Here is an 18,300-nt window from a genome sequence, read left to right on the forward strand (position 1 = left end):
CTCATCAACCCCGGGACCGGCCAACTTCGCTCGCGATCACTCGCTCCGCGGTGGCGTCCGTTCCTCCCTGTCGGGCTGACGAAGAGAACATTAACCCGGCCTCGCGGCGGAGCACAAATCCGTGGCCCTACCCGATGCGCCCGCCCTCCGAACGCCCTCCGAACGCACTCAGAACGGGCGTCCACCCCCTGCGTTCGCTCCCGCCCACAGCCGAGGGCCCAGTCGGGAGATCCGTCAGGAGATGCGGTCGATGACGATCGGGGGCAGGTCCGGACGCGATCCCTCGGGAGCGATGGTGAAGCCGCCCTCGAGCGCCTCGAGGGCCCGGGCGAAGCGCTCCGGCTCGTCGGTGTGCAGGGTCATGAGCGGCTCGCCCCCACGCACCGTGGCTCCCGGCTTGTGGTGCAGCTCGACGCCGGCCCCCGCCTGCACGGGGTCCTCCTTGCGGGCGCGGCCGGCACCGAGGCGCCAGGCGGCGACGCCCACCGCGAGTGCGTCCAGCTGCACGAGCACCCCGTCGGCCGGCGCGAGGACGTGGTGGGTCTCCTTGGCCACGGGCAGCTCGGCGTCGGGGTCTCCCCCCTGCGCGCGGATCATCCGCCGCCACACGTCCATGGCGCGACCGTCGGCGAGCACGTCGGCGGGGTCGATGTCGGAGCGACCCGCACCGGCGACCATCTCGCGCGCGAGGGCGAGGGTGAGCTCGACGACGTCGGCAGGTCCCCCTCCGGCGAGCACCTCGACGCTCTCGCGGACCTCGAGCGCGTTGCCGGCGGTCAGGCCCAGGGGCGTCTCCATGTTGGTCAGCAGCGCGACCGTGTGCACGCCCGCGTCGGTGCCGAGGCGGACCATCGTCTCGGCGAGCTCGCGGGCCTGCCCGAGCTCCTTCATGAAGGCTCCCGAGCCGACCTTGACGTCGAGCACGAGCGAACCCGTCCCCTCCGCGATCTTCTTGCTCATGATCGACGTCGCGATGAGGGGCACGCAGGAGACGGTCCCCGTGACGTCACGCAACGCATACAGCTTCTTGTCGGCTGGTGCGAGGCCCGAGCCGGCGGCGCAGATGACCGCCCCGACGTCCTCGAGCTGGTGCATCATCTGCTCGTTGGTGAGGTCGGCCCGCCACCCGGGGATCGACTCGAGCTTGTCGAGCGTGCCACCGGTGTGCCCGAGCCCGCGGCCCGACAGCTGCGGCACCGCGACGCCGCAGGCCGCGACGATCGGTGCCAGGGGGAGGGTGATCTTGTCGCCCACTCCCCCGGTCGAGTGCTTGTCGCTCGTCGGGCGCGACAGGCCCGAGAAGTCGAGGCGCTCGCCGGAGCGGATCATCGCGTCTGCCCACCGGGCGATCTCGCGGGGCTTCATCCCGTTGAGGTAGATCGCCATTGCGAGGGCCGACATCTGCTCCTCGGCGACGGCGCCGCGCGTGTAGGCGTCGATGACCCAGTCGATCTGGGCGTCGGACAGCTCGGCCCGGTCGCGCTTGGCGGAAATGACGTCTACGGCATCGAAGGCTTCACTCACGGGACCATCATGTCCCAGCGCCGAGGTCGCCTGACGCCGACCATCGCGACACGCGTTCAGCCCTCGGCGTGACGCAGGTTGTCGGGCCCGAATGCCTGGGGCAGGACGACCGACATGGGCAGCACGCCCTCGGGCGTCATGAGCTGGCAGTCGGGGCCACCGTTCTCCCACAGCAGCTGGCGACAGCGACCGCACGGCATGAGCGCCTGCCCGTCCCCGCCGACGCAGAAGACCGCGGTGAGGCGGCCTCCTCCCGTGGCGTGCAGCTCGGAGACCATGCCGCACTCGGCGCACAGCGTCACGCCGTAGGCGGCGTTCTCGACGTTGCACCCCGCGACGACCCGGCCGTCGTCGACGAGACCGGCCACCCCGACCCGGAACCGCGAGTACGGCGCGTAGGCGCGCTCCATGAGCTCGACCGCGCGCAGCCGGAGGGACTCCCAGTCGACGTCGGTCCGGGGTGTCTCGTCGGACGGAGACACCTAGTGGTCTCCCGCCATGAGCCGCCCGATCTCCGTGCGCTCGGCGTCCTTGCCCGGCATCTCGGCCACGACCTTGCCGCCGTGGATGACGGCGATCCGGTCGGCGAGCGACAGGACCTCGTCGAGCTCGGCCGAGACGAGCAGGACGGCTGCGCCCGTGTCGCGAGCGGCGACGATGCGCCGGTGGATGAACTCGATGGAGCCGACGTCGACACCACGGGTGGGCTGGGCCGCCATGAGCAGCTTGGGCCCGAAGCTCATCTCGCGCGCGACGACGACCTTCTGCTTGTTGCCGCCGGACAGCGAGCCGGCCGGCGCCGAGACGCCCGCCGCACGGATGTCGAACTCGGTGAAGAGCGCCTCGGCGTTCTGGCGCACCGCGTCGAAGTCGCGGACGAACCCGTTGGCGAACGGCTTCTCGGAGAACCGGTTGAGCACGAGGTTGTCGGCCAGCGAGTACGACGCCACGAGACCATGTCGCTCCCGGTCCTCCGGGATGTGGCCGATGCCGGCGACGTGGGTCTCGTGCGGGTTGGCCTTGGTGATGTCCTTGCCGAGCAGGTCGATGCGTCCGGACTGAGGAGGACGCATACCGGCGATGGCCTCGACGAGCTCGCGCTGGCCGTTGCCCTCGACGCCGGCGACCCCGACGATCTCGCCGGCCCGGACGTCGAGCGAGAAGCCGTCCACCGCACGGAGCTGGCGGTCGTCGAGCACGACGAGGTCGCGGATCGACAGGACGTCCTCGCCCGGCGTCGCCTCGTCCTTGTCGACGCGGAGGACGACGTCGCGACCCACCATCATCGTGGCGAGCCCCCGCGCGTCGGTGTCGGCCGTGGCGACCTCGCCGACGACCGCACCCTGGCGCAGCACGTAGACACGGTCGGCCGCGGCGAGGACCTCTCGGAGCTTGTGGGTGATGAAGACGATGGAGGTGCCGCCCGCGGCGAGCTCCTTCATGACCTTCAGCAGCTCGTCGGTCTCCTGCGGCGTCAGCACCGCGGTCGGCTCGTCGAGGATCAGCAGGTCGACGCTGCGCGAGAGCGCCTTGAGGATCTCGACCCGCTGCTGGGTGCCGACGGGAAGGTCCTCGACCTCGGCGTCGGGGTCGACCCGCAGGCCGTGCTTCTCGGACAGCTCCCGCACGAGCCGGCGTGCGCCGTCGATGTCGAGGACACCGCGACTCGTCGTCTCGTTGCCGAGGATCATGTTCTCGGCGACCGTCATGACGGGGACGAGCTGGAAGTGCTGGTGCACCATGCCGATGCCGCGACGGATCGCGTCCCTCGGGTCCTTGATCGGGCTGGCGTCGCCCTTGATCGTGATCGTGCCGCGGTCGGGCTTGATGAGGCCGAAGATCTGCTTGACGAGCGTCGACTTGCCCGCGCCGTTCTCCCCCAGGAGGGCGACGATCTCGCCGCGCTCGACGTGGAGGCTGATGTCGCGGTTGGCGTGGACGGTGCCGTACGACTTGGACAGGCCGTCGAGCTCGAGCAGCCGCTCCCTCTGGGCCTGCGGCACGGAACGGGACGTGGCCGACCCCGTCTCGGGCGCGGCGGCCGTCGAGCCGCCCGTTGCTGTCTCCGGTGCTGGCTGGCTCACGAGCCCTCTCCCTTCACGAACGGCTGACCGACGGCTCCCGGCGCGCGGACGCGGCCGGCGGCGACCGCCAGCACGACGAGCGTCAGCAGGTAGGGCAGCAGGGTGATGAACTGCTGCGGGATGTTGACGACGCCCTGCAGCTGCGAGGCGAGCGCGTTGGTGAACCCGAAGAACAGGGCCGCGGCGAAGACGCGCAGCGGGCGCCAGCCGCCGAAGATGAGGATGGCGAGGGCGAGGAAGCCTCGGCCCGCGGTCATCCCGCGCTCGAAGCCGCCCGTGGCCTCCATCGAGAGGTAGGCGCCCGCCGCGCCGGCGAAGATGCCGCCGATGGTGACGTTGACGAGTCGCATCCGGATGACGTCGATGCCCGCGGTGTCGGCCGCCGAGGGGTACTCGCCGATCGATCGGGTGCGCAGGCCCCAGCGGGTGCGGAACAGCGCGAAGTGCACGACGGGCACCGACACCAGGGCGAAGAGCGCGATCGGGCCGGACTGGAAGAAGACGTCGCCGATGAGCGGGATGTTCGACAGGATCGGGACGTTCCACTGCGGCATGTTCGCCGAGAGGACCTTGCCCGGACGGTAGAAGAAGGACGTGAGGCCGGTCGCGACGATGTTGATGACGACACCGGCGATGATCTGGTCCATCAGCCCCTTGACCGTCGTCAGCGCGAGGAACGCGCCCATGACGATGCCGGCGAGCATGCCGACGAGGACACCGACGACGAGCGAGCCACTGGCCGAGGCCGAGAAGAACGCGGCGAACGCCGCGACGAGCATCTGGCCCTCGATGCCGATGTTGACGACGCCGGACCGTTCACCGACGACACCCGTCAGGGCGCCGAGCACCAGTGGAACGGCGAAGAACCACGCGCCGCTGAACATCGAGGTCGCGACGTTGGAGTTGATGCCGTAGAAGACGTAGGCGGCGACGAGGACGACGACCGTGGCGCCGACGGTGATCTGGTTGCGCTTGACCCACTCCATGTCAGGACCCCCAGCTGCTCGCCAGCGCGGACGACTTGGCGGTGTGGCGACGGAAGATGAGCTTCGCGATGATCGGGAGCGACACGAGCAGCAGCGTGATCGCCAGCAGCATGTCGACGATCTCGGGCTGGATGCCGGTGTTGAACATCAGCGTCGACGACCCGGCGCGCAGGGCACCGACGAGCAGGGCCGCCGGGATCGTGCCGAGCGGGCTCGACCGGGCCAGGAGCGCGATCGTGATGCCGTCGAACCCGAGCGAGCCGGCGATGCCGTCCTGGTAGCGGTAGGGGTCGATCTCGAGGTACTCGATCGAGCCCGACAGACCGGCGAGGGCACCGGCGACCGCCATGGCCAGCACGATCATGCCGCCGAGCTTGATGCCGGCGTACGAGGCGGCGTGGCGGTTGCGGCCGATCGTCTCGAACTGGAAGCCGAGCGTCGTGCGGCGCAGCATCCACGCGACGAGGATCGCGAGCACGAGCGCGATCGGCAGGCCGATCGGGACGAAGCCCAGCGCCTGGAACTTGGCGCCGTCGGGAGCCGGGTAGGAGGAGGGGTAGGACTGCGAGGGGTCCTTGAGCGGGCCGTTGACGAGGTAGTCGATCAGGCCCGCTGCGATCGAGTTGAGCATGATCGTCGAGATGACCTCGTGCACGCCGCGCGTGGCCTTGAGGGCACCCGCGATCGAGGCCCACATGGCGCCGCCGAGGATGCCGGCGACCATCGCGATGACGGCGATGAGGAAGCCGGGGGCCTCACGGACCGCGTGGGCGGCCGCCGCCGCGCAGATCGCGCCGGACATGAGCTGGCCCTGGGCGCCGATGTTGAACAGGCCGACCCGCAGCGGGATGACGACGGCGAGGCCGCAGAGGATGAGCGGCACCATCTTCTCGAAGGTGGCCTGCAGCCCGTCGGCCGTCCCGAAGGAGTACGTGAACAGGCTCTGGTAGGCGTACGTCGGGTTGACACCCTGGGCCCGGATCAGGACCGCGCCGATGGCGAGGGCCGCGATGACGGCCACGATCGGCACGATGATGGACTGCTCGCGCACGAGCAGGCCGAGGACGCCGGTCGGGGGCGGGGGCGCCCCTCGCTCGGCCAGCACGGGCGGCGGTGCGGTCTCCGTGGCGACGGCGCCCTCCACGGGCGTGCCGTCCGACGGCTCATCTCTGGGATCGGCCATCTCGGACCTCTCGACTCCTTGTCTGGACCGGGTTCACGCTCGTCGCCCGGTGGTTCTGCGCACAACGGCGTCGAGCGGGCGCCCCGGTGGAGCACCCGCTCGACGTCATCATGAAGGGACTCTAGTGCGGATCGGATCCGCCCCAGAAACGAAACTCGGTCAGGCCTTGTAGCCCGTGGCGAGCGAGCCGTCCTCGAGCTTCTTGACGACATCCGCGACCTTCGTCTTCACGTCGGCCGGGACCTTGCTGTCGAAGTCGTGGAACGGCGCGATGCCCGCGGTGCCGAAGAAGTTGCCCGGCTTGATCGTGTTGCCCTTGATCTGCTTGAGCAGCTCGCCGATGCCGTCCTTCTCGTGCTTCTCGGCAGAGGTGACGAGGCAGGGGTGCGCGGCCGGCAGGGTGTCCCACTGGTCGAGGTCGACACCGATGCAGAAGATCTTGTCGCCGGCACCGTTGGTCTTCGCGGTCTCCTGGAGAGCGCCGTTGCCGGTGCCGCCACCGGCGCCGAAGATGAAGTCGGAGCCCTGGGCGAGCATCTTCTTGGCCTCGCCGGCGCCCCACACCGGGTCGTTGAAGGCGTTCTGGCCGGCCGGGTGGTAGACCTTAGAGACCGAGACGCCCGGGTTGGCGGCCTTGGCGCCGTTCTCGTAGCCGGCGGCGTAGGCCTGGGTCGGCGGGATCTCCTGGCCGAGGACGACACCGATCTTGTTCGTCTTCGTCATGAGACCGGCGAGGTAGCCCGCGGCGTAGCCGGCCTGGTCCTCGTGGAAGATCAGACCGGTGACGTTCGGGACGACCGGGTCGGCCTGGAACTGGTCGAAGCCGATGAACTTCGTCGTGGGGAACTGCTTGCCGGCCGCACGCGTGGCGTCGGCCATGAGGAAGCCGACCGTGACGATGACGTCGTACTTCGCGTCGGTGAACTGCTTGATGTTCTTGGCGTAGTCCTTGGGGTCCGTCGTCTCGACGTACTTCGTCTGGGCACCGAGCTCGCCCTTGACCTGCTCGACGCCCTCCCAGGCCGCCTGGTTGAACCCCTTGTCGTCGACCTTGCCCACGTCGGTCACGAGGCCGACGCAGAACACCTGGGCGCTCGAGCAGTCGCCAGAGGCCGCCGAGTTGGTGCCACCGCCAGAGCCGGTGGCGGGACCCGACGTCCCACCGCAGCCCGCGAGTGCGGCGACCAGACCGGCCGCGACGACCGCACTCAACTTCACATGTGAACGCAAGGCGCTCTCCTTCAGTCCGTCGGGCCGACGACGACATCGGCCCAGATAGCACGGAACTGTAGACCCCGGCACGACAAGATCTGAGCGCCTCGGGGCAACTGACGGGAAGTGTTACCGATCCGCGACCGCCCCCAGAGCGGTCACCCCCGTGAGCGTCGGAGTGCCCGCCAGCTGGGCCGCCGAGGCGAAGACGACGCCGGCCAGGGTGCGGGCCCCGACGGCGATCGCGGCCTCCTCGACGACGAGGTCCCCGCGGTGCAGGTCGTACGTCGTGCCGCCCGGTGCACGGGTGCCCAGACGGGCCATCGCGCCGGGCACGTGGGTGAGGTACCACGCGAAGTCCTCACCACCGAGGGACTGCGGCGTGGGCGCGACGAACGCTCCGGTGCCGGTCACCGCCGCCGTGAAGGCGTCGATGCAGCCGGCATCGTTGACGACGGGCGGCACGCCCTTGGTGATGGTCACGTCGGCCTGGACGGCATACGGCTTGACGACCTCGTGGACGACGGACTCGAGCAGCCGCTCGACGCCCTCCCAGATGCCGGCGTCGAGCATGCGCAGCGTGCCGCCCACCTTGCCCGACGACGGGATGACGTTGTGCGCGCCGCCCGAGTGGATGGAGCCCCAGACGAGGGCAGCGCCCGCGCGGGGGTCGAGACGACGTGACAGCACGGCCGGGACGTCGGTCACGACCTTGGCCAGCGCGTACGTGAGGTCCTGGGTCAGGTGCGGGCGCGAGGTGTGCCCACCCCGGCCCGAGAGGGTGACCTCGACCTGGTTGGCCGCAGCGGTGATGGCGCCGACCCGCAGCCCCACCTGGCCGGCGTCGAGGCTGGGGTCGCAGTGCAGCGCGAAGATGCGGTCGACCCCGACGAGTCCGTCCTGGGCCACGACGTCCTCGGCACCGCCCGGCATGAGCTCCTCGGCGGGCTGGAAGACGAGGCGCGCACCGACTCCCGCGGCCACGAGCCGCTGCTCCGACTCCTTGAGCGCGAGCGCCGCACCCAGCAGCGCCGTCGTGTGCACGTCGTGACCGCACGAGTGGCTGACCCCGTCGGTCCGGGAGGCGAAGTCGAGGCCCGTCTGCTCGCGGATCGGCAGTGCGTCGAGGTCGGCACGGAGCGCGATCCGGTGGGCGGGCTCGGCCGCGCCGAGGTCGGCGACGAGCCCGGTGCCGCGCAGCCGCCGCACCCGGATGCCGGCGCGCTCGAGGCGCTCGGCGACGAGCGCCGTGGTACGCACCTCGCCTCGCCCGAGCTCGGGATGCGTGTGCAGGTCGCGGCGGATCGAGACGAGCTCCGCGGCGTGCTGCTCGACGGTTCGAGTGATGGCGTCGAAGGGCAGCGGTGCGGAGCGGTCGGTCACGAGAACGGGAGTCTAGCGAGAGGATGGCCGGGCCCCTCCGCCACGGGGCGCGAACGAGCGGAAGGAGTGGGACGTGGAACCGGATACGCGAGCGACCGAGCCGACCAGGCCGACCGGGCCGACCGGGCCCACGGGGCCGACCGGGTCCGCGGACGTCGCGACGATCGTCGGTCTCGTCGACCGGGCGCTGCCGTTCACGACGCTGACCTGCCGGGCCTCCCCCGCCACGGTGTGGTGGCGAGACGTGCTGGCTCACGTGCGGGCCGGCGCGGACCCCCTCGAGCCGTGGCGCTCTGCCCTGCGCAGCCAGATGGGACACCGCCACGACGCGCCCGTGCCGCCGCACGTGCCCGCGGCCTTCGTGCTCCAGTGGGCGTGCGAGGTCGCCGCGACACCGATCGCGTATGCCGCGACGCTCGGTCCCTGGCTCCTCGTGCCCTCTCCCGCGGGGCTGGGACTCGAGCTGGCCCCGGGGCTCAACCCGGTGCGGGTCGTGCTCGACCCCGACGCGACCTCCTTGGCCGTGGACGAGGACCCCGCGGGACGGGTGCGACGCGGCCACGCGGCCTACCTCGCGCTCGTCTCGGAGGTGGTGACGGCATACGCGCCCGACGTGCGCATGGGATCGCGGCAGCGGTGGGGCGTCGTGGACGACATGTGGCGCACGGCGCTGCGGCTCGCCCGCGGGGCGGCCGGCGAGAGCGTCGGGCCCGAGCCGACCCGCGTGTCGTGCTGCTTCATCTACGCGCTGCCGGGGATGCGGGAGTGCGCCGCCTGCCCGCGCGGTCGCCGGTGATGCCGGCCGTGATGTCGGCCGTGATGTCGGCGGCGGTGCAGAACTAGGGTGTCGGCCATGCTGCAGCACCTGCCCGGGCCTGACCTGCTCGTCGTCCACGAGGAGGTGCGTGAGGCCCTCGACGCCGGCGTGGGTGTCGTCGCCCTCGAGAGCACGATCCTCGCCCACGGGCTCCCCCACCCCGACAACATCGAGATCGGCGCGCGGATCGAGGACGCGGTCCGCGCGGGCGGCTCGGTGCCCGCGACGATCGCCGTGCTCGACGGTGTCGTGCACATCGGCCTCGGGCGTGCCGAGGTCGAGCGCATCTGCACCGATCCCGACATCGCCAAGCTGTCGGTGCGCGACGTGGGCGTCGCTGCCGCACTGGGGTTCTCGGGCGCGACCACGGTGGCGTCGACGTCGGCCCTCGCCCACCTGGCCGGGATCCGCGTCTTCGCGACCGGAGGGCTCGGCGGCGTGCACCGCGGCGCGTCCGAGACCTTCGACGTGTCCGCCGACCTCGGGGTCATCGCGTCCACGCCGGTGCTCGTCGTGTGCGCCGGGGTGAAGTCGATCCTCGACGTGGCCGGAACGCTCGAGACGCTCGAGACCCTGTCGGTGCCGGTGCTCGGCTACCGCACGGACGCGTTCCCCGGCTTCTACCTCTCGGACTCCGGCCAGCGCGTGCCCTGGCGGGTCGAGTCGGCGGCGGACGCGGCGCGCGTCGTCCTGGCGCGACACCGCCTCGGCACCGACGCCGCCGGAGTGGTCCTCGCCAACCCGCTGCCCGCCGACCGGCAGGTCGAGCGCGGCCTGCACGACCGGCTCGTCGCCGAGGGGCTCGCCCTGCTCGAGCGCGAGGGCGTGCACGGCAAGGACGTCACGCCGCGGCTGCTCGAGTACTTCCACGACCACTCCGGCGGCGAGTCCCTGCGCGCCAACGTCGAGCTCGTCCTGTCCAACGCGCGCCTCGCCGGCGAGGTGGCAGCCGAGGTCGCGGCCCAGTCGGTCGGCGCGGGCGCGGCCCTCGCATGACGGCGCGACCGGTCGTCGTCGTGGGGGACGTCGGGCTCGACGTCATCACCCGCCCCTCCGGCGACATCCGCTGGCACTCCGACACCCCGTCCGCCGTCGCCCTCGTGCCCGGCGGCGCGGGCGGCAACTCCGCCTCGTGGCTCGCCGGCCTCGGCGCCGAGGTGACGCTCGTCGCCCGGGTCGGCGACGACGCGGCCGGGGCCACGTGCCGCGGCGAGCTCGAGGCCGCCGGGGTCACGTGCGCCTTCGCCGTCGACCCCTCCCTGCCGACCTGCATGGTGGTCATCCTGCTCGACGCCCACGGTGACCGGACGATGTTCCCCGACCGCGGCGCCAACAAGGCGTTCTCCGTCGCCGACGTCGACCTCGCCTCGCTCGGCCTGCCCGACGAGCCCCGGCCCCACTTGCACCTGTCGGGCTACGTGCTCTTCGACGCCGGGTCGCGAGCCGCCGGGCTCGAGTCGCTGCGACAGGCCCGCTCGCTCGGGTGGACGACGTCGGTCGACCCGCAGTCACCGGCCCTCATCGAGCGCGAGGGGGTGGCGGCGTTCCTCGGCTGGGTGGACGGTGTCGACCTGCTGCTGCCGAACGAGAACGAGGTCGCGGCCTTCGGGGGCCTGGATGCCGTGCTCGGTCACGCCCACGAGATCGTCGCGACCTACGGCGCCGCCGGGGCGAGGTGGGTCGGCACCGGCATCGACGAGACCGCCGAGGCGCCGGTCGTCGAGAACGTCGACGCCACCGGGTGCGGCGACGCCTTCAACGCCGGGATGCTCTCGGCCTGGCTCCGTGGCGCGGACCGGTCAGAGGCCCTGCGTGCCGGGGTCGCGGCCGGCAGTGCGGCGGCGGCACGCGTGGGCGCCCGACCCGGCTGAACGGCATACGCCCCCGGCGGGCGGTGGCTCCCGACCGGGCCGACGGACCGCCACGAACGGGCGTATGCCGCGTGCTCCGTGCGTGACGTCGGGCCGGGTTGGCGGGTCGTGGCGGTCCGTCGGTCCTGTGGATGACCGCGGCGAGCGGCTGCGGCGTCCGGGCAGCCTGTGGCCATGGATGTCACGACGGTGCTGGCCCAGTGCGGCGGCAGCGCCAGATGGTCACAGCTGCGCCCGATGGTGCGCCGCCGACAGCTTCGGCGCGCTCTCGCGGATGGGAGCATCGTCCGTCTGGGCCGGGGGCGCTACGGCTTGTCGAGCCTCCTCGCCGCACGCGCCACTGCGGAGTCCCTCAGTGCCGCGGCGTCACACCTGACGGCTGCGTTGCACTGGGGATGGGCGGTCAAGCACGAGCCGGACCTCGCCCACGTGACGCTGCCGCGAGGGCGCAAGCTGCGAGACTCGGCGCGCACCGGAGTGCAGCGCCACTGGCGAGACCTGTCGGCTGACGAAGTTGTCGACGGCTGGGTGACCAGTCCCGAACGGACCGTCATCGACTGCTGCCTCGACCTGCCGTTCGACGAAGCCATCGCGGTGGCCGACTCCTCGTGGCTCAACGGTCTGTCACCGCTCGTCGTCCGAGATCTGGCGCTGCGCCTGCCGCCACGGTCTCGGCGCAAGGTCGGCCGGGTGCTCCAGCACGTGGATCGCGGGGCCGCCAACCCGTTCGAGTCGGTGCTGCGCGCCCTGTGCCTTCGGGTGGGAGGACTCAGCGTCGTCACCCAGCACGTCGTGAAGGGCCGCGGCTTCTTCGCCCAGGTGGACCTCGCCGACAAGGCGTTACGCATCGTGATCGAGGCCGAGGGTTTCGAGAACCACGGCACCCGACCGGCCCTGAAGCGCGACTGCCGGCGCTACACGGGGCTGGGGGCGCGCGGTTGGGTGGTGCTCCGATTCACTTGGGATGAGGTGATGTTCGAGCCCGACTATGTGCTGGCCGCACTGCGTGAGACCGTCGACGTGCGCCGACCGACCGCCACGAGTCTGTCGACCGCGTCGTAACCGTGCTCGGCGCCCAGCCGCGGCAAGACTCGTGGCGGTCCGTCGGGCCGGGCACACGGCATACGGGCTCGGGTCAGAAGGTCTCGCGGGGCTGGTAGGTGCCCCAGACCTCGCGGAGGGCGTGCGCGACCTCGCCGCCCGTGGCGCGGGCCGCGAGCGCCTCCTTCATCGGGTAGAGCACGTTGTCGGTCCCGCGGGCGGCGTCCTGGAGCTTCGTGAGCGCCGCCTTCACGGCGTCGTTGTCACGGTCGGCGCGCAGCGCCTCGAGCCGCGCCCGCTGGTCGGCCTCGATCGTCGGGTCGACGCGGAGCGGCTCGTAGTGGTCCTCCTGGTCGAGCACGAAGCGGTTGACCCCGACGACGGTGCGCTCGCCGTTGTCGATCTCGAGCTGGACGCGGTAGGCGGAGCGCTCGATCTCGCCCTTCTGGAAGCCCTGCTCGATCGCCGCGACCGCACCGCCCTTGTCCTCGACGGCCTGGATGAGCGCGAGCGCCGCCTCCTCGATCTCGTCGGTCATCGACTCGACGACGTACGAACCGGCAAAGGGGTCAACGGTCTTCGTCACGTCGGTCTCGTAGGCGATGACCTGCTGCGTGCGCAGTGCGAGGCGCGCGGCCTTCTCGGTCGGCAGGGCGATGGCCTCGTCGAAGGAGTTGGTGTGGAGCGACTGCGTGCCACCGAGCACCGCGCCGAGACCCTGGAGCGCGACGCGGACGAGGTTGACCTCGGGCTGCTGGGCGGTCAGCTGCACGCCGGCCGTCTGCGTGTGGAAACGGAGCATCATCGACTTCGGGTTCTGGGCGCCGAACTCCTCCTTCATGATCCGCGCCCAGATGCGGCGAGCGGCGCGGAACTTCGCGACCTCCTCGATGAGCGTCGTCCGCGCGACGAAGAAGAAGGAGAGGCGCGGGGCGAAGTCGTCGACGTGCAGGCCGGCGGCCTGCGCGGCGCGGACGTACTCGACGGCGTTGGCGATGGTGAAGGCGATCTCCTGCACGGGCGTCGCCCCGGCCTCGGCCATGTGGTAGCCGGAGATGGAGATGGTGTTCCAGCGCGGCATCTCCTGGTGGCAGTAGGCGAAGATGTCGGCGATGAGACGCAGGGACTCGCGTGGCGGGTAGATGTAGGTGCCGCGGGCGATGTACTCCTTGAGCACGTCGTTCTGGATCGTGCCCGTCAGCTGGTCGCCGGCCACGCCCTGCTCCTCGGCGACGAGCTGGTAGAGCAGCAGCAGCGTCGAGCCGGGGGCGTTGATCGTCATCGACGTCGAGATCTTGTCGAGGGGCAGCCCGTCGAAGAGCGTGCGCATGTCGTCGAGGCTGTCGATGGCGACGCCGACCTTGCCGACCTCGCCGTGCGCGATCGACTCGTCGGAGTCGTAGCCCATCTGCGTCGGCAGGTCGAAGGCGACGGAGAGGCCGCCCGTGCCGGCCTTGACGAGCTGATGGTAGCGCTGGTTGCTCTCCTTGGCCGTGCCGAACCCGGCATACTGCCGCATCGTCCACGGGCGACCGGTGTACATCGACGGGTAGACGCCGCGCGTGAAGGGGTAGCTGCCGGGGGCTCCGAGCTTGGCGTCGGCGTCGAAGCCGGCCAGGGCCGACGCGTCGTAGACGGGCTCGATGGGCAGGTCGGACTCGGAGCGCGCACCAGTGCTGTCAGCCATGCCGCCGAGCGTATCGGCGCGGGGCTCCCCTGCTGCCGCCCGGCCACCGATCGTTGCCGATGTCACGTCACCGAGGGCGTATGCCGTCAGCCCGGGCCCCGACCACACGTGGCCTTTCGAGCGTGGCGAGGCGGCCGCACGGGTCCGTTCGACGGTTGACGGGCGGGAGGAGGGATCAGGCGTCGGCGGGCCAGGCTCGGGTCAGCTCGGCCTTGCGCTCGCCCCACTCCCCCTCGAGCGCCCCGAGCCGCTCGCCGAGGAACTCGAGGAACGCCACGGACAGCTGGAGTCGCCGCCCCGCCGCGGTCTCGAGGCCGCCGACGGCGGGCACCCCGGCGCGCAGACTCGTCTCGATCTGGGCGAGCACCCGGTCGCGCGAGAGCATGGCACCGTGCCAGGCGTCGGCCTGGACGACGTAGACGTCGCGGCGCGACCCCCGCTCGCGCTCCTTGCCGATGAGGTACGTCTGAGTCAGGTAGCGCACCGCCCCGGAGACCGCTGCCGGGCTGACGTCGAGGGCCTCGGTGAGCTCCGCCGCTGTCATGCGCCCGTCGTCGTCCGCGAGCAGCTGCGCGAAGACGCGGGAGGCCAGTCGCGGCATACCGGCGTCGGTGAGGGTGTCGCCGAAGCGCTCGACGTAGGCGGACACCGCCCGGTCGTCCCGCGTCGCCCTCGGTCGCGCTGCCGTCACCACGTCTCCTCCGTCGCCTGCGTCGTTCGTGTCGACCCTGTCGCTACCGTCATATCATTCAGTAAACCGTGAATCTTGTGTACCGTCGAATACATGACATCCGCGATCCAGGTGCAGTCGCTGCACAAGAGCTTCGGACGCACGGTCGCTCTCGACGGGCTCGACCTCGACGTCGAGACCGGGGAGATCCACGGCATCCTCGGCCCCAACGGCGCGGGCAAGTCGACGACGCTGCGGATCCTGCTCGGCCTGCTGCGCGCCGACGGGGGCAGCGCCTCACTCCTCGGCGGCGACCCGTGGCGCGAGGTCGAGTCGCTCCACCGGCGCCTCGCCTACGTGCCCGGCGACGTCGCGCTCTGGCCCAACCTGACCGGCGGCGAGGTCATCGACGTCCTGGCCCGGCTGCGGGGAGGCGTCGACGAGAAGCGACGGGCCTCGATGGTCGAACGGTTCGACCTCGACCCGACGAAGAAGGGCCGGTCCTACTCCAAGGGCAACCGCCAGAAGGTCGCCCTCGTCGCGGCCCTGTCGTCCGACGTGGAGCTGCTCCTGCTCGACGAACCGACGTCGGGCCTGGACCCGCTCATGGAGGCGGTCTTCCGCGACGTCGTCCGGGAGTTCCGGGATGCCGGCGGCACCGTCCTGCTCTCGAGCCACATCCTCTCCGAGGTCGAGCAGCTCTGCGACCGGGTCAGCATCATCCGCGAGGGCCGCAACGTCGAGTCGGGCACCCTGACCCAGCTGCGCCACCTCTCCCGGACGACTGTCAGCGCGACCCTCGCCCACCCCGTCGACGCGGCCCGGGTCGCCGGGCTGCCCGGCGTCGCCGACGTCGCGGTGTCCGGCGGCCACGTCACGTGCACCGTCGGCAGCGACGACCTCGGACGGCTCCTCGAGGTGCTCGGCTCGCACGGCATCACCGCCCTGACCAGCGCTCCCCCGACGCTCGAGGAGCTCTTCATGGAGCAGTACCGCTCGACCCCGGTGACGACATGACCACCCTGACCGCGCCGGCGCACCCGCCCGCCGGCTCGACCTCCCGCCTCGCCGGCTCGGGCCTGACCGGCACGACGTCGCTGCTGCGCCTCGCGGCGCGCCGCGACCGGGTGCTCGTGCCGGTCAGCGCCGCGGGCCTCGCGGCCTTCGTCGCCCTGTCGGCGCAGGCGACGTTCGAGCTCTTCCCGGACCTCAGGACGCCACAGGCCTCGATGGCCCCGACGTTGTCCAACCCGGCGCTCGTCGCCATGTACGGCCCCATCTCGAGCCTCGGTATCGACTCGATCGCGACGTTCAAGTCCGTCCTGCTCGGAGGGGTCTTCCTTGCCCTGCTCGCCTACGTCGTCGTCCGCCGCCACACGCGCACCGAGGAGGAGGCCGGTCGGCTGGAGCTGCTCGGCGCCGGCGTCGTCGGCCGCCGCGCCGCGCTGACCGCCGCCGTCCTGCTCGGGACCGTCGCCGTGGTGCTCACCGTCGTCCTCACGGTCGGGTGGTCGATCGCCGTCGGGCTCGACCCCGCGGGTTCGGTCGCCCTCGGCGTCACCTGGCTCGTCATCGGCCTCGCCTGGGTCGGCGTCACCGCCGTGGCCGCCCAGCTGACCTCCAGCACCCGCGGCACGGCCGGCTGGTCCCTCGGAGCCCTCGCCGTCGCGTTCCTCGTCCGCGCCGTCGGCGACACCGCGTCGACCGACAGCCCCGCGCGGTTCCTGTCCTGGATCACGCCGCTCGGCTGGGGCGTCAAGGTCTCTCCGTTCGGCGAGAACCGTTACTGGGTGGTGGTGCTGGGCCTCGTGCTCTACGCCGTGCTCGTCGTCGCCGCCTACGCCCTGCTCGACCGACGAGACCTCGGCGCCGGAGTGCTGCCCAGCCGGGCCGGCGCCGAACGCAGCACCATCGCCTCGCCGGGCGCCCTGACGCTACGGCTCGCCCGCGGCACCCTCGTCGGCTGGCTCGTCGCCTACGTCGTGCTCGGCGTCGTCCTCGGGTCCATCGCCGGCAGCGTCGAGACGTTCGTCGACTCACCTCAGGTCGCCGACATGCTCAGGGCGATGGGTGGCGCTGCCGGGTCCGTCACCGACCTCTTCTTCTCCACCGAACTGCACTTCGCCGCGATCGGAGCCTCGGCCCTCGCCATCGCGCTCGTGACCCGGATGCACACCGAGGAGGTGTCCGGACGGCTCGAGGCCGTTCTGGCGACACCCGTGCGACGCACCACGTGGGCGCTCGGGCACCTCGGTGTCGCCGTCCTCGGCTCCGCCGTGGTCATGGTCGTCAGTGCCGTGGTGGCGGGCCTCGTGCACGGCAGCGACGCGGGCGACGTCAGCGGGACGGTCACGCGCCTCACCGGCGCCGGCCTCTCGACCCTGCCGGCCGTGTGGGTCGCCCTGGCCGTCGCGATGCTCCTCTACGGAGCCCTGCCGCGCTTCACCGGCCTGGCCTGGGCCGTCCTCATCGTCTTCCTCCTGCTCGGTGAGTTCGGCCAGCTGCTCGACCTGCCCGGCTGGCTCGTCGACCTCTCCCCCTTCACCCACCTCCCCGCCCTGCCCGGCGGGGCGCTCGAGTGGGCCCCGCTGGCCACGCTCACCTGCCTCGCGACCGCCGTCGGGGGCGTCGGTCTCGCGGCGCTGCGGCGGCGCGACGTCGCGGCCTGACGGCATCCGTTCCGTCACGGGGCTGCCCGAGTCCTCGCACTTGCGCCGGGGCGAGCCCCTCGCCTCGGTACGGTGTGGCCCATGACAGGCATACCGGGCTTCTGGGCCGTGATCCCCGCCGGCGGTTCAGGCACCCGGCTCTGGCCCATCTCCCGGCGCCACTCCCCCAAGTTCCTGCACGACCTCACGGGCTCCGGCCAGTCACTGCTGCGCGCGACGTGGGACCGGCTCGAGCCCCTCGTCGGCGACCGGATCCTCGTCGTGACGGGCGTCGCCCACGAGGACGCGGTGCGCCGGCAGCTGCCGATGCTCGGCTACGACGCCGTGATCGGCGAGCCCTCCCCGCGGGACTCGATGCCGGCCATCGGCCTCGCCGCCGCGGTCCTCGAGCGCCGGGACCCCGAGGCCGTGCTCGGCTCGTTCGCCGCCGACCATGTCATCACCGAGCCCGACAACTTCCGCAGGGCGGTCGCCGAGGCCGTCGTGCTCGCCCGGCGTGGCGAGCTCGTGACGATCGGCATCGACCCGACGGCTCCCGCCACGGGCTACGGCTACATCCGGTTGGGCGAGCCGCTCGTCGTCGCGGGCGCCCCGAACGCCCACCGCGTCGACGAGTTCGTCGAGAAGCCCGACCTGGAGACGGCCACCCGCTACGTCGACAGCGGTCGGTACCGGTGGAACGCGGGCATGTTCGTGGTCGGCGCCACGACCCTGCTCGAGCTGCTGGCCGAGAACCATGCCGAGATGGTCGACGCGCTGCGCACCATCGCCGCCGACCCACGACGCATGTCGGACCTCTGGCCCTCCCTGCACAAGATCGCGATCGACCACGCCGTCGCCGAGCCCGCGGCTGCCGCCGGCCGCGTCGCCGTGGTGCCCGCGTCCCTCGGCTGGGACGACGTCGGCGACTTCGCCTCGTTGACCCGTCTGGTCACGGAGTCGAGCTCGCTGCCCGGCATCACGGCGATCGGGCCGGAGGACGACATCATCAGCATCGACTCGCACGCCACCGTTGCCGCGGGCGGGCGGCTGGTCGCCCTCATCGGCGTCGAGGACCTCGTCGTCATCGACACCCAGGACGCCCTGCTCATCACCCGGCCCGACCGTGCGCAAGAGGTCAAGCAGGTCGTCGAGACACTCACGGCCCAGGGCCGCATCGAGCTGACCTGATGG

Annotated in this window: 16 protein-coding genes; 7 read left to right on the forward strand and 9 right to left on the reverse strand. The window is 71.8% G+C overall.

Annotated elements, in window-relative coordinates:
- Positions 1–234 precede the first annotated feature (234 nt).
- From TAE01_RS07240 to TAE01_RS07270, 7 genes are all read right to left on the reverse strand, one after another.
- Positions 235–1,524 carry a thymidine phosphorylase gene (locus TAE01_RS07240; RefSeq protein ID WP_147064928.1) on the reverse strand — a complete coding sequence of 430 codons (1,290 nt, stop codon included), beginning with the start codon at positions 1,522–1,524 and terminating at the stop codon, positions 235–237.
- Positions 1,525–1,580: 56 nt separating this feature from the next.
- Positions 1,581–2,006: a cytidine deaminase gene (locus TAE01_RS07245; RefSeq protein WP_147064930.1), complete on the reverse strand. Its 426-nt coding sequence runs from the start codon at positions 2,004–2,006 to the stop codon at positions 1,581–1,583.
- On the reverse strand, positions 2,007–3,608 hold the full coding sequence (locus TAE01_RS07250) for an ABC transporter ATP-binding protein (RefSeq protein ID WP_222594088.1): 1,602 nt from the start codon (positions 3,606–3,608) through the stop codon (positions 2,007–2,009).
- On the reverse strand, positions 3,605–4,594 hold the full coding sequence (locus TAE01_RS07255; RefSeq protein WP_147064932.1) for an ABC transporter permease: 990 nt from the start codon (positions 4,592–4,594) through the stop codon (positions 3,605–3,607). The genes TAE01_RS07250 and TAE01_RS07255 overlap by 4 nt, the downstream gene beginning before the upstream one ends.
- 1 nt (position 4,595) lies before the next feature.
- Positions 4,596–5,777: an ABC transporter permease gene (locus TAE01_RS07260; protein ID WP_147064934.1), complete on the reverse strand. Its 1,182-nt coding sequence runs from the start codon at positions 5,775–5,777 to the stop codon at positions 4,596–4,598.
- Positions 5,778–5,936: 159 nt separating this feature from the next.
- The gene (locus tag TAE01_RS07265; protein WP_246111200.1) at positions 5,937–6,995 is read right to left on the reverse strand and encodes a BMP family lipoprotein; all 1,059 of its coding nucleotides are present in this window, start codon (positions 6,993–6,995) and stop codon (positions 5,937–5,939) included.
- A 123-nt stretch (positions 6,996–7,118) separates the two neighbouring features.
- Positions 7,119–8,372 carry an amidohydrolase gene (locus TAE01_RS07270; protein WP_147064938.1) on the reverse strand — a complete coding sequence of 418 codons (1,254 nt, stop codon included), beginning with the start codon at positions 8,370–8,372 and terminating at the stop codon, positions 7,119–7,121.
- Between the two features lie 73 nt (positions 8,373–8,445).
- Between TAE01_RS07270 and TAE01_RS07275 the strand changes: the two genes are divergently transcribed.
- From TAE01_RS07275 to TAE01_RS07290, 4 genes are all read left to right on the forward strand, one after another.
- A complete protein-coding gene (locus TAE01_RS07275) occupies positions 8,446–9,168 on the forward strand; it encodes a (2Fe-2S)-binding protein (protein WP_147064939.1) in 723 nt (240 codons plus the stop codon).
- Positions 9,169–9,225: 57 nt separating this feature from the next.
- Entirely contained in the window at positions 9,226–10,185 is a 960-nt protein-coding gene (locus TAE01_RS07280) for a pseudouridine-5'-phosphate glycosidase (protein WP_147064941.1), read from the forward strand.
- Positions 10,182–11,060 carry a carbohydrate kinase family protein gene (locus TAE01_RS07285; protein ID WP_147064943.1) on the forward strand — a complete coding sequence of 293 codons (879 nt, stop codon included), beginning with the start codon at positions 10,182–10,184 and terminating at the stop codon, positions 11,058–11,060. Before TAE01_RS07280 ends, TAE01_RS07285 begins: the two co-directional genes overlap by 4 nt.
- Before the next feature lie 174 nt (positions 11,061–11,234).
- Positions 11,235–12,122, forward strand: coding sequence for a DUF559 domain-containing protein (locus TAE01_RS07290; RefSeq protein WP_147064945.1), 888 nt, complete (start codon positions 11,235–11,237; stop codon positions 12,120–12,122).
- Positions 12,123–12,195: 73 nt separating this feature from the next.
- Here TAE01_RS07290 and TAE01_RS07295 read toward each other — a convergent pair whose 3' ends face one another.
- On the reverse strand, positions 12,196–13,788 hold the full coding sequence (locus TAE01_RS07295) for an acyl-CoA mutase large subunit family protein (protein WP_147064947.1): 1,593 nt from the start codon (positions 13,786–13,788) through the stop codon (positions 12,196–12,198).
- A gap of 175 nt (positions 13,789–13,963) precedes the next feature.
- On the reverse strand, positions 13,964–14,479 hold the full coding sequence (locus TAE01_RS07300) for a GbsR/MarR family transcriptional regulator (protein WP_147064949.1): 516 nt from the start codon (positions 14,477–14,479) through the stop codon (positions 13,964–13,966).
- Positions 14,480–14,572: 93 nt separating this feature from the next.
- On the opposite strand from TAE01_RS07300, the gene TAE01_RS07305 reads away from it, so the two are divergent.
- The 3 genes from TAE01_RS07305 to TAE01_RS07315 all read left to right on the forward strand — a co-directional run bounded on the left by TAE01_RS07305 (position 14,573) and on the right by TAE01_RS07315 (position 18,297).
- Positions 14,573–15,475: an ABC transporter ATP-binding protein gene (locus TAE01_RS07305; protein ID WP_147064951.1), complete on the forward strand. Its 903-nt coding sequence runs from the start codon at positions 14,573–14,575 to the stop codon at positions 15,473–15,475.
- Entirely contained in the window at positions 15,472–17,127 is a 1,656-nt protein-coding gene (locus TAE01_RS07310; RefSeq protein WP_147064954.1) for an ABC transporter permease, read from the forward strand. Before TAE01_RS07305 ends, TAE01_RS07310 begins: the two co-directional genes overlap by 4 nt.
- An 81-nt stretch (positions 17,128–17,208) precedes the next feature.
- The gene (locus tag TAE01_RS07315; RefSeq protein ID WP_147064956.1) at positions 17,209–18,297 is read left to right on the forward strand and encodes a mannose-1-phosphate guanylyltransferase; all 1,089 of its coding nucleotides are present in this window, start codon (positions 17,209–17,211) and stop codon (positions 18,295–18,297) included.
- Positions 18,298–18,300 lie beyond the last annotated feature (3 nt).

The organism is Terrabacter aerolatus (genome assembly GCF_007991735.1).
GTDB classification, from domain to species: domain Bacteria; phylum Actinomycetota; class Actinomycetes; order Actinomycetales; family Dermatophilaceae; genus Terrabacter; species Terrabacter aerolatus.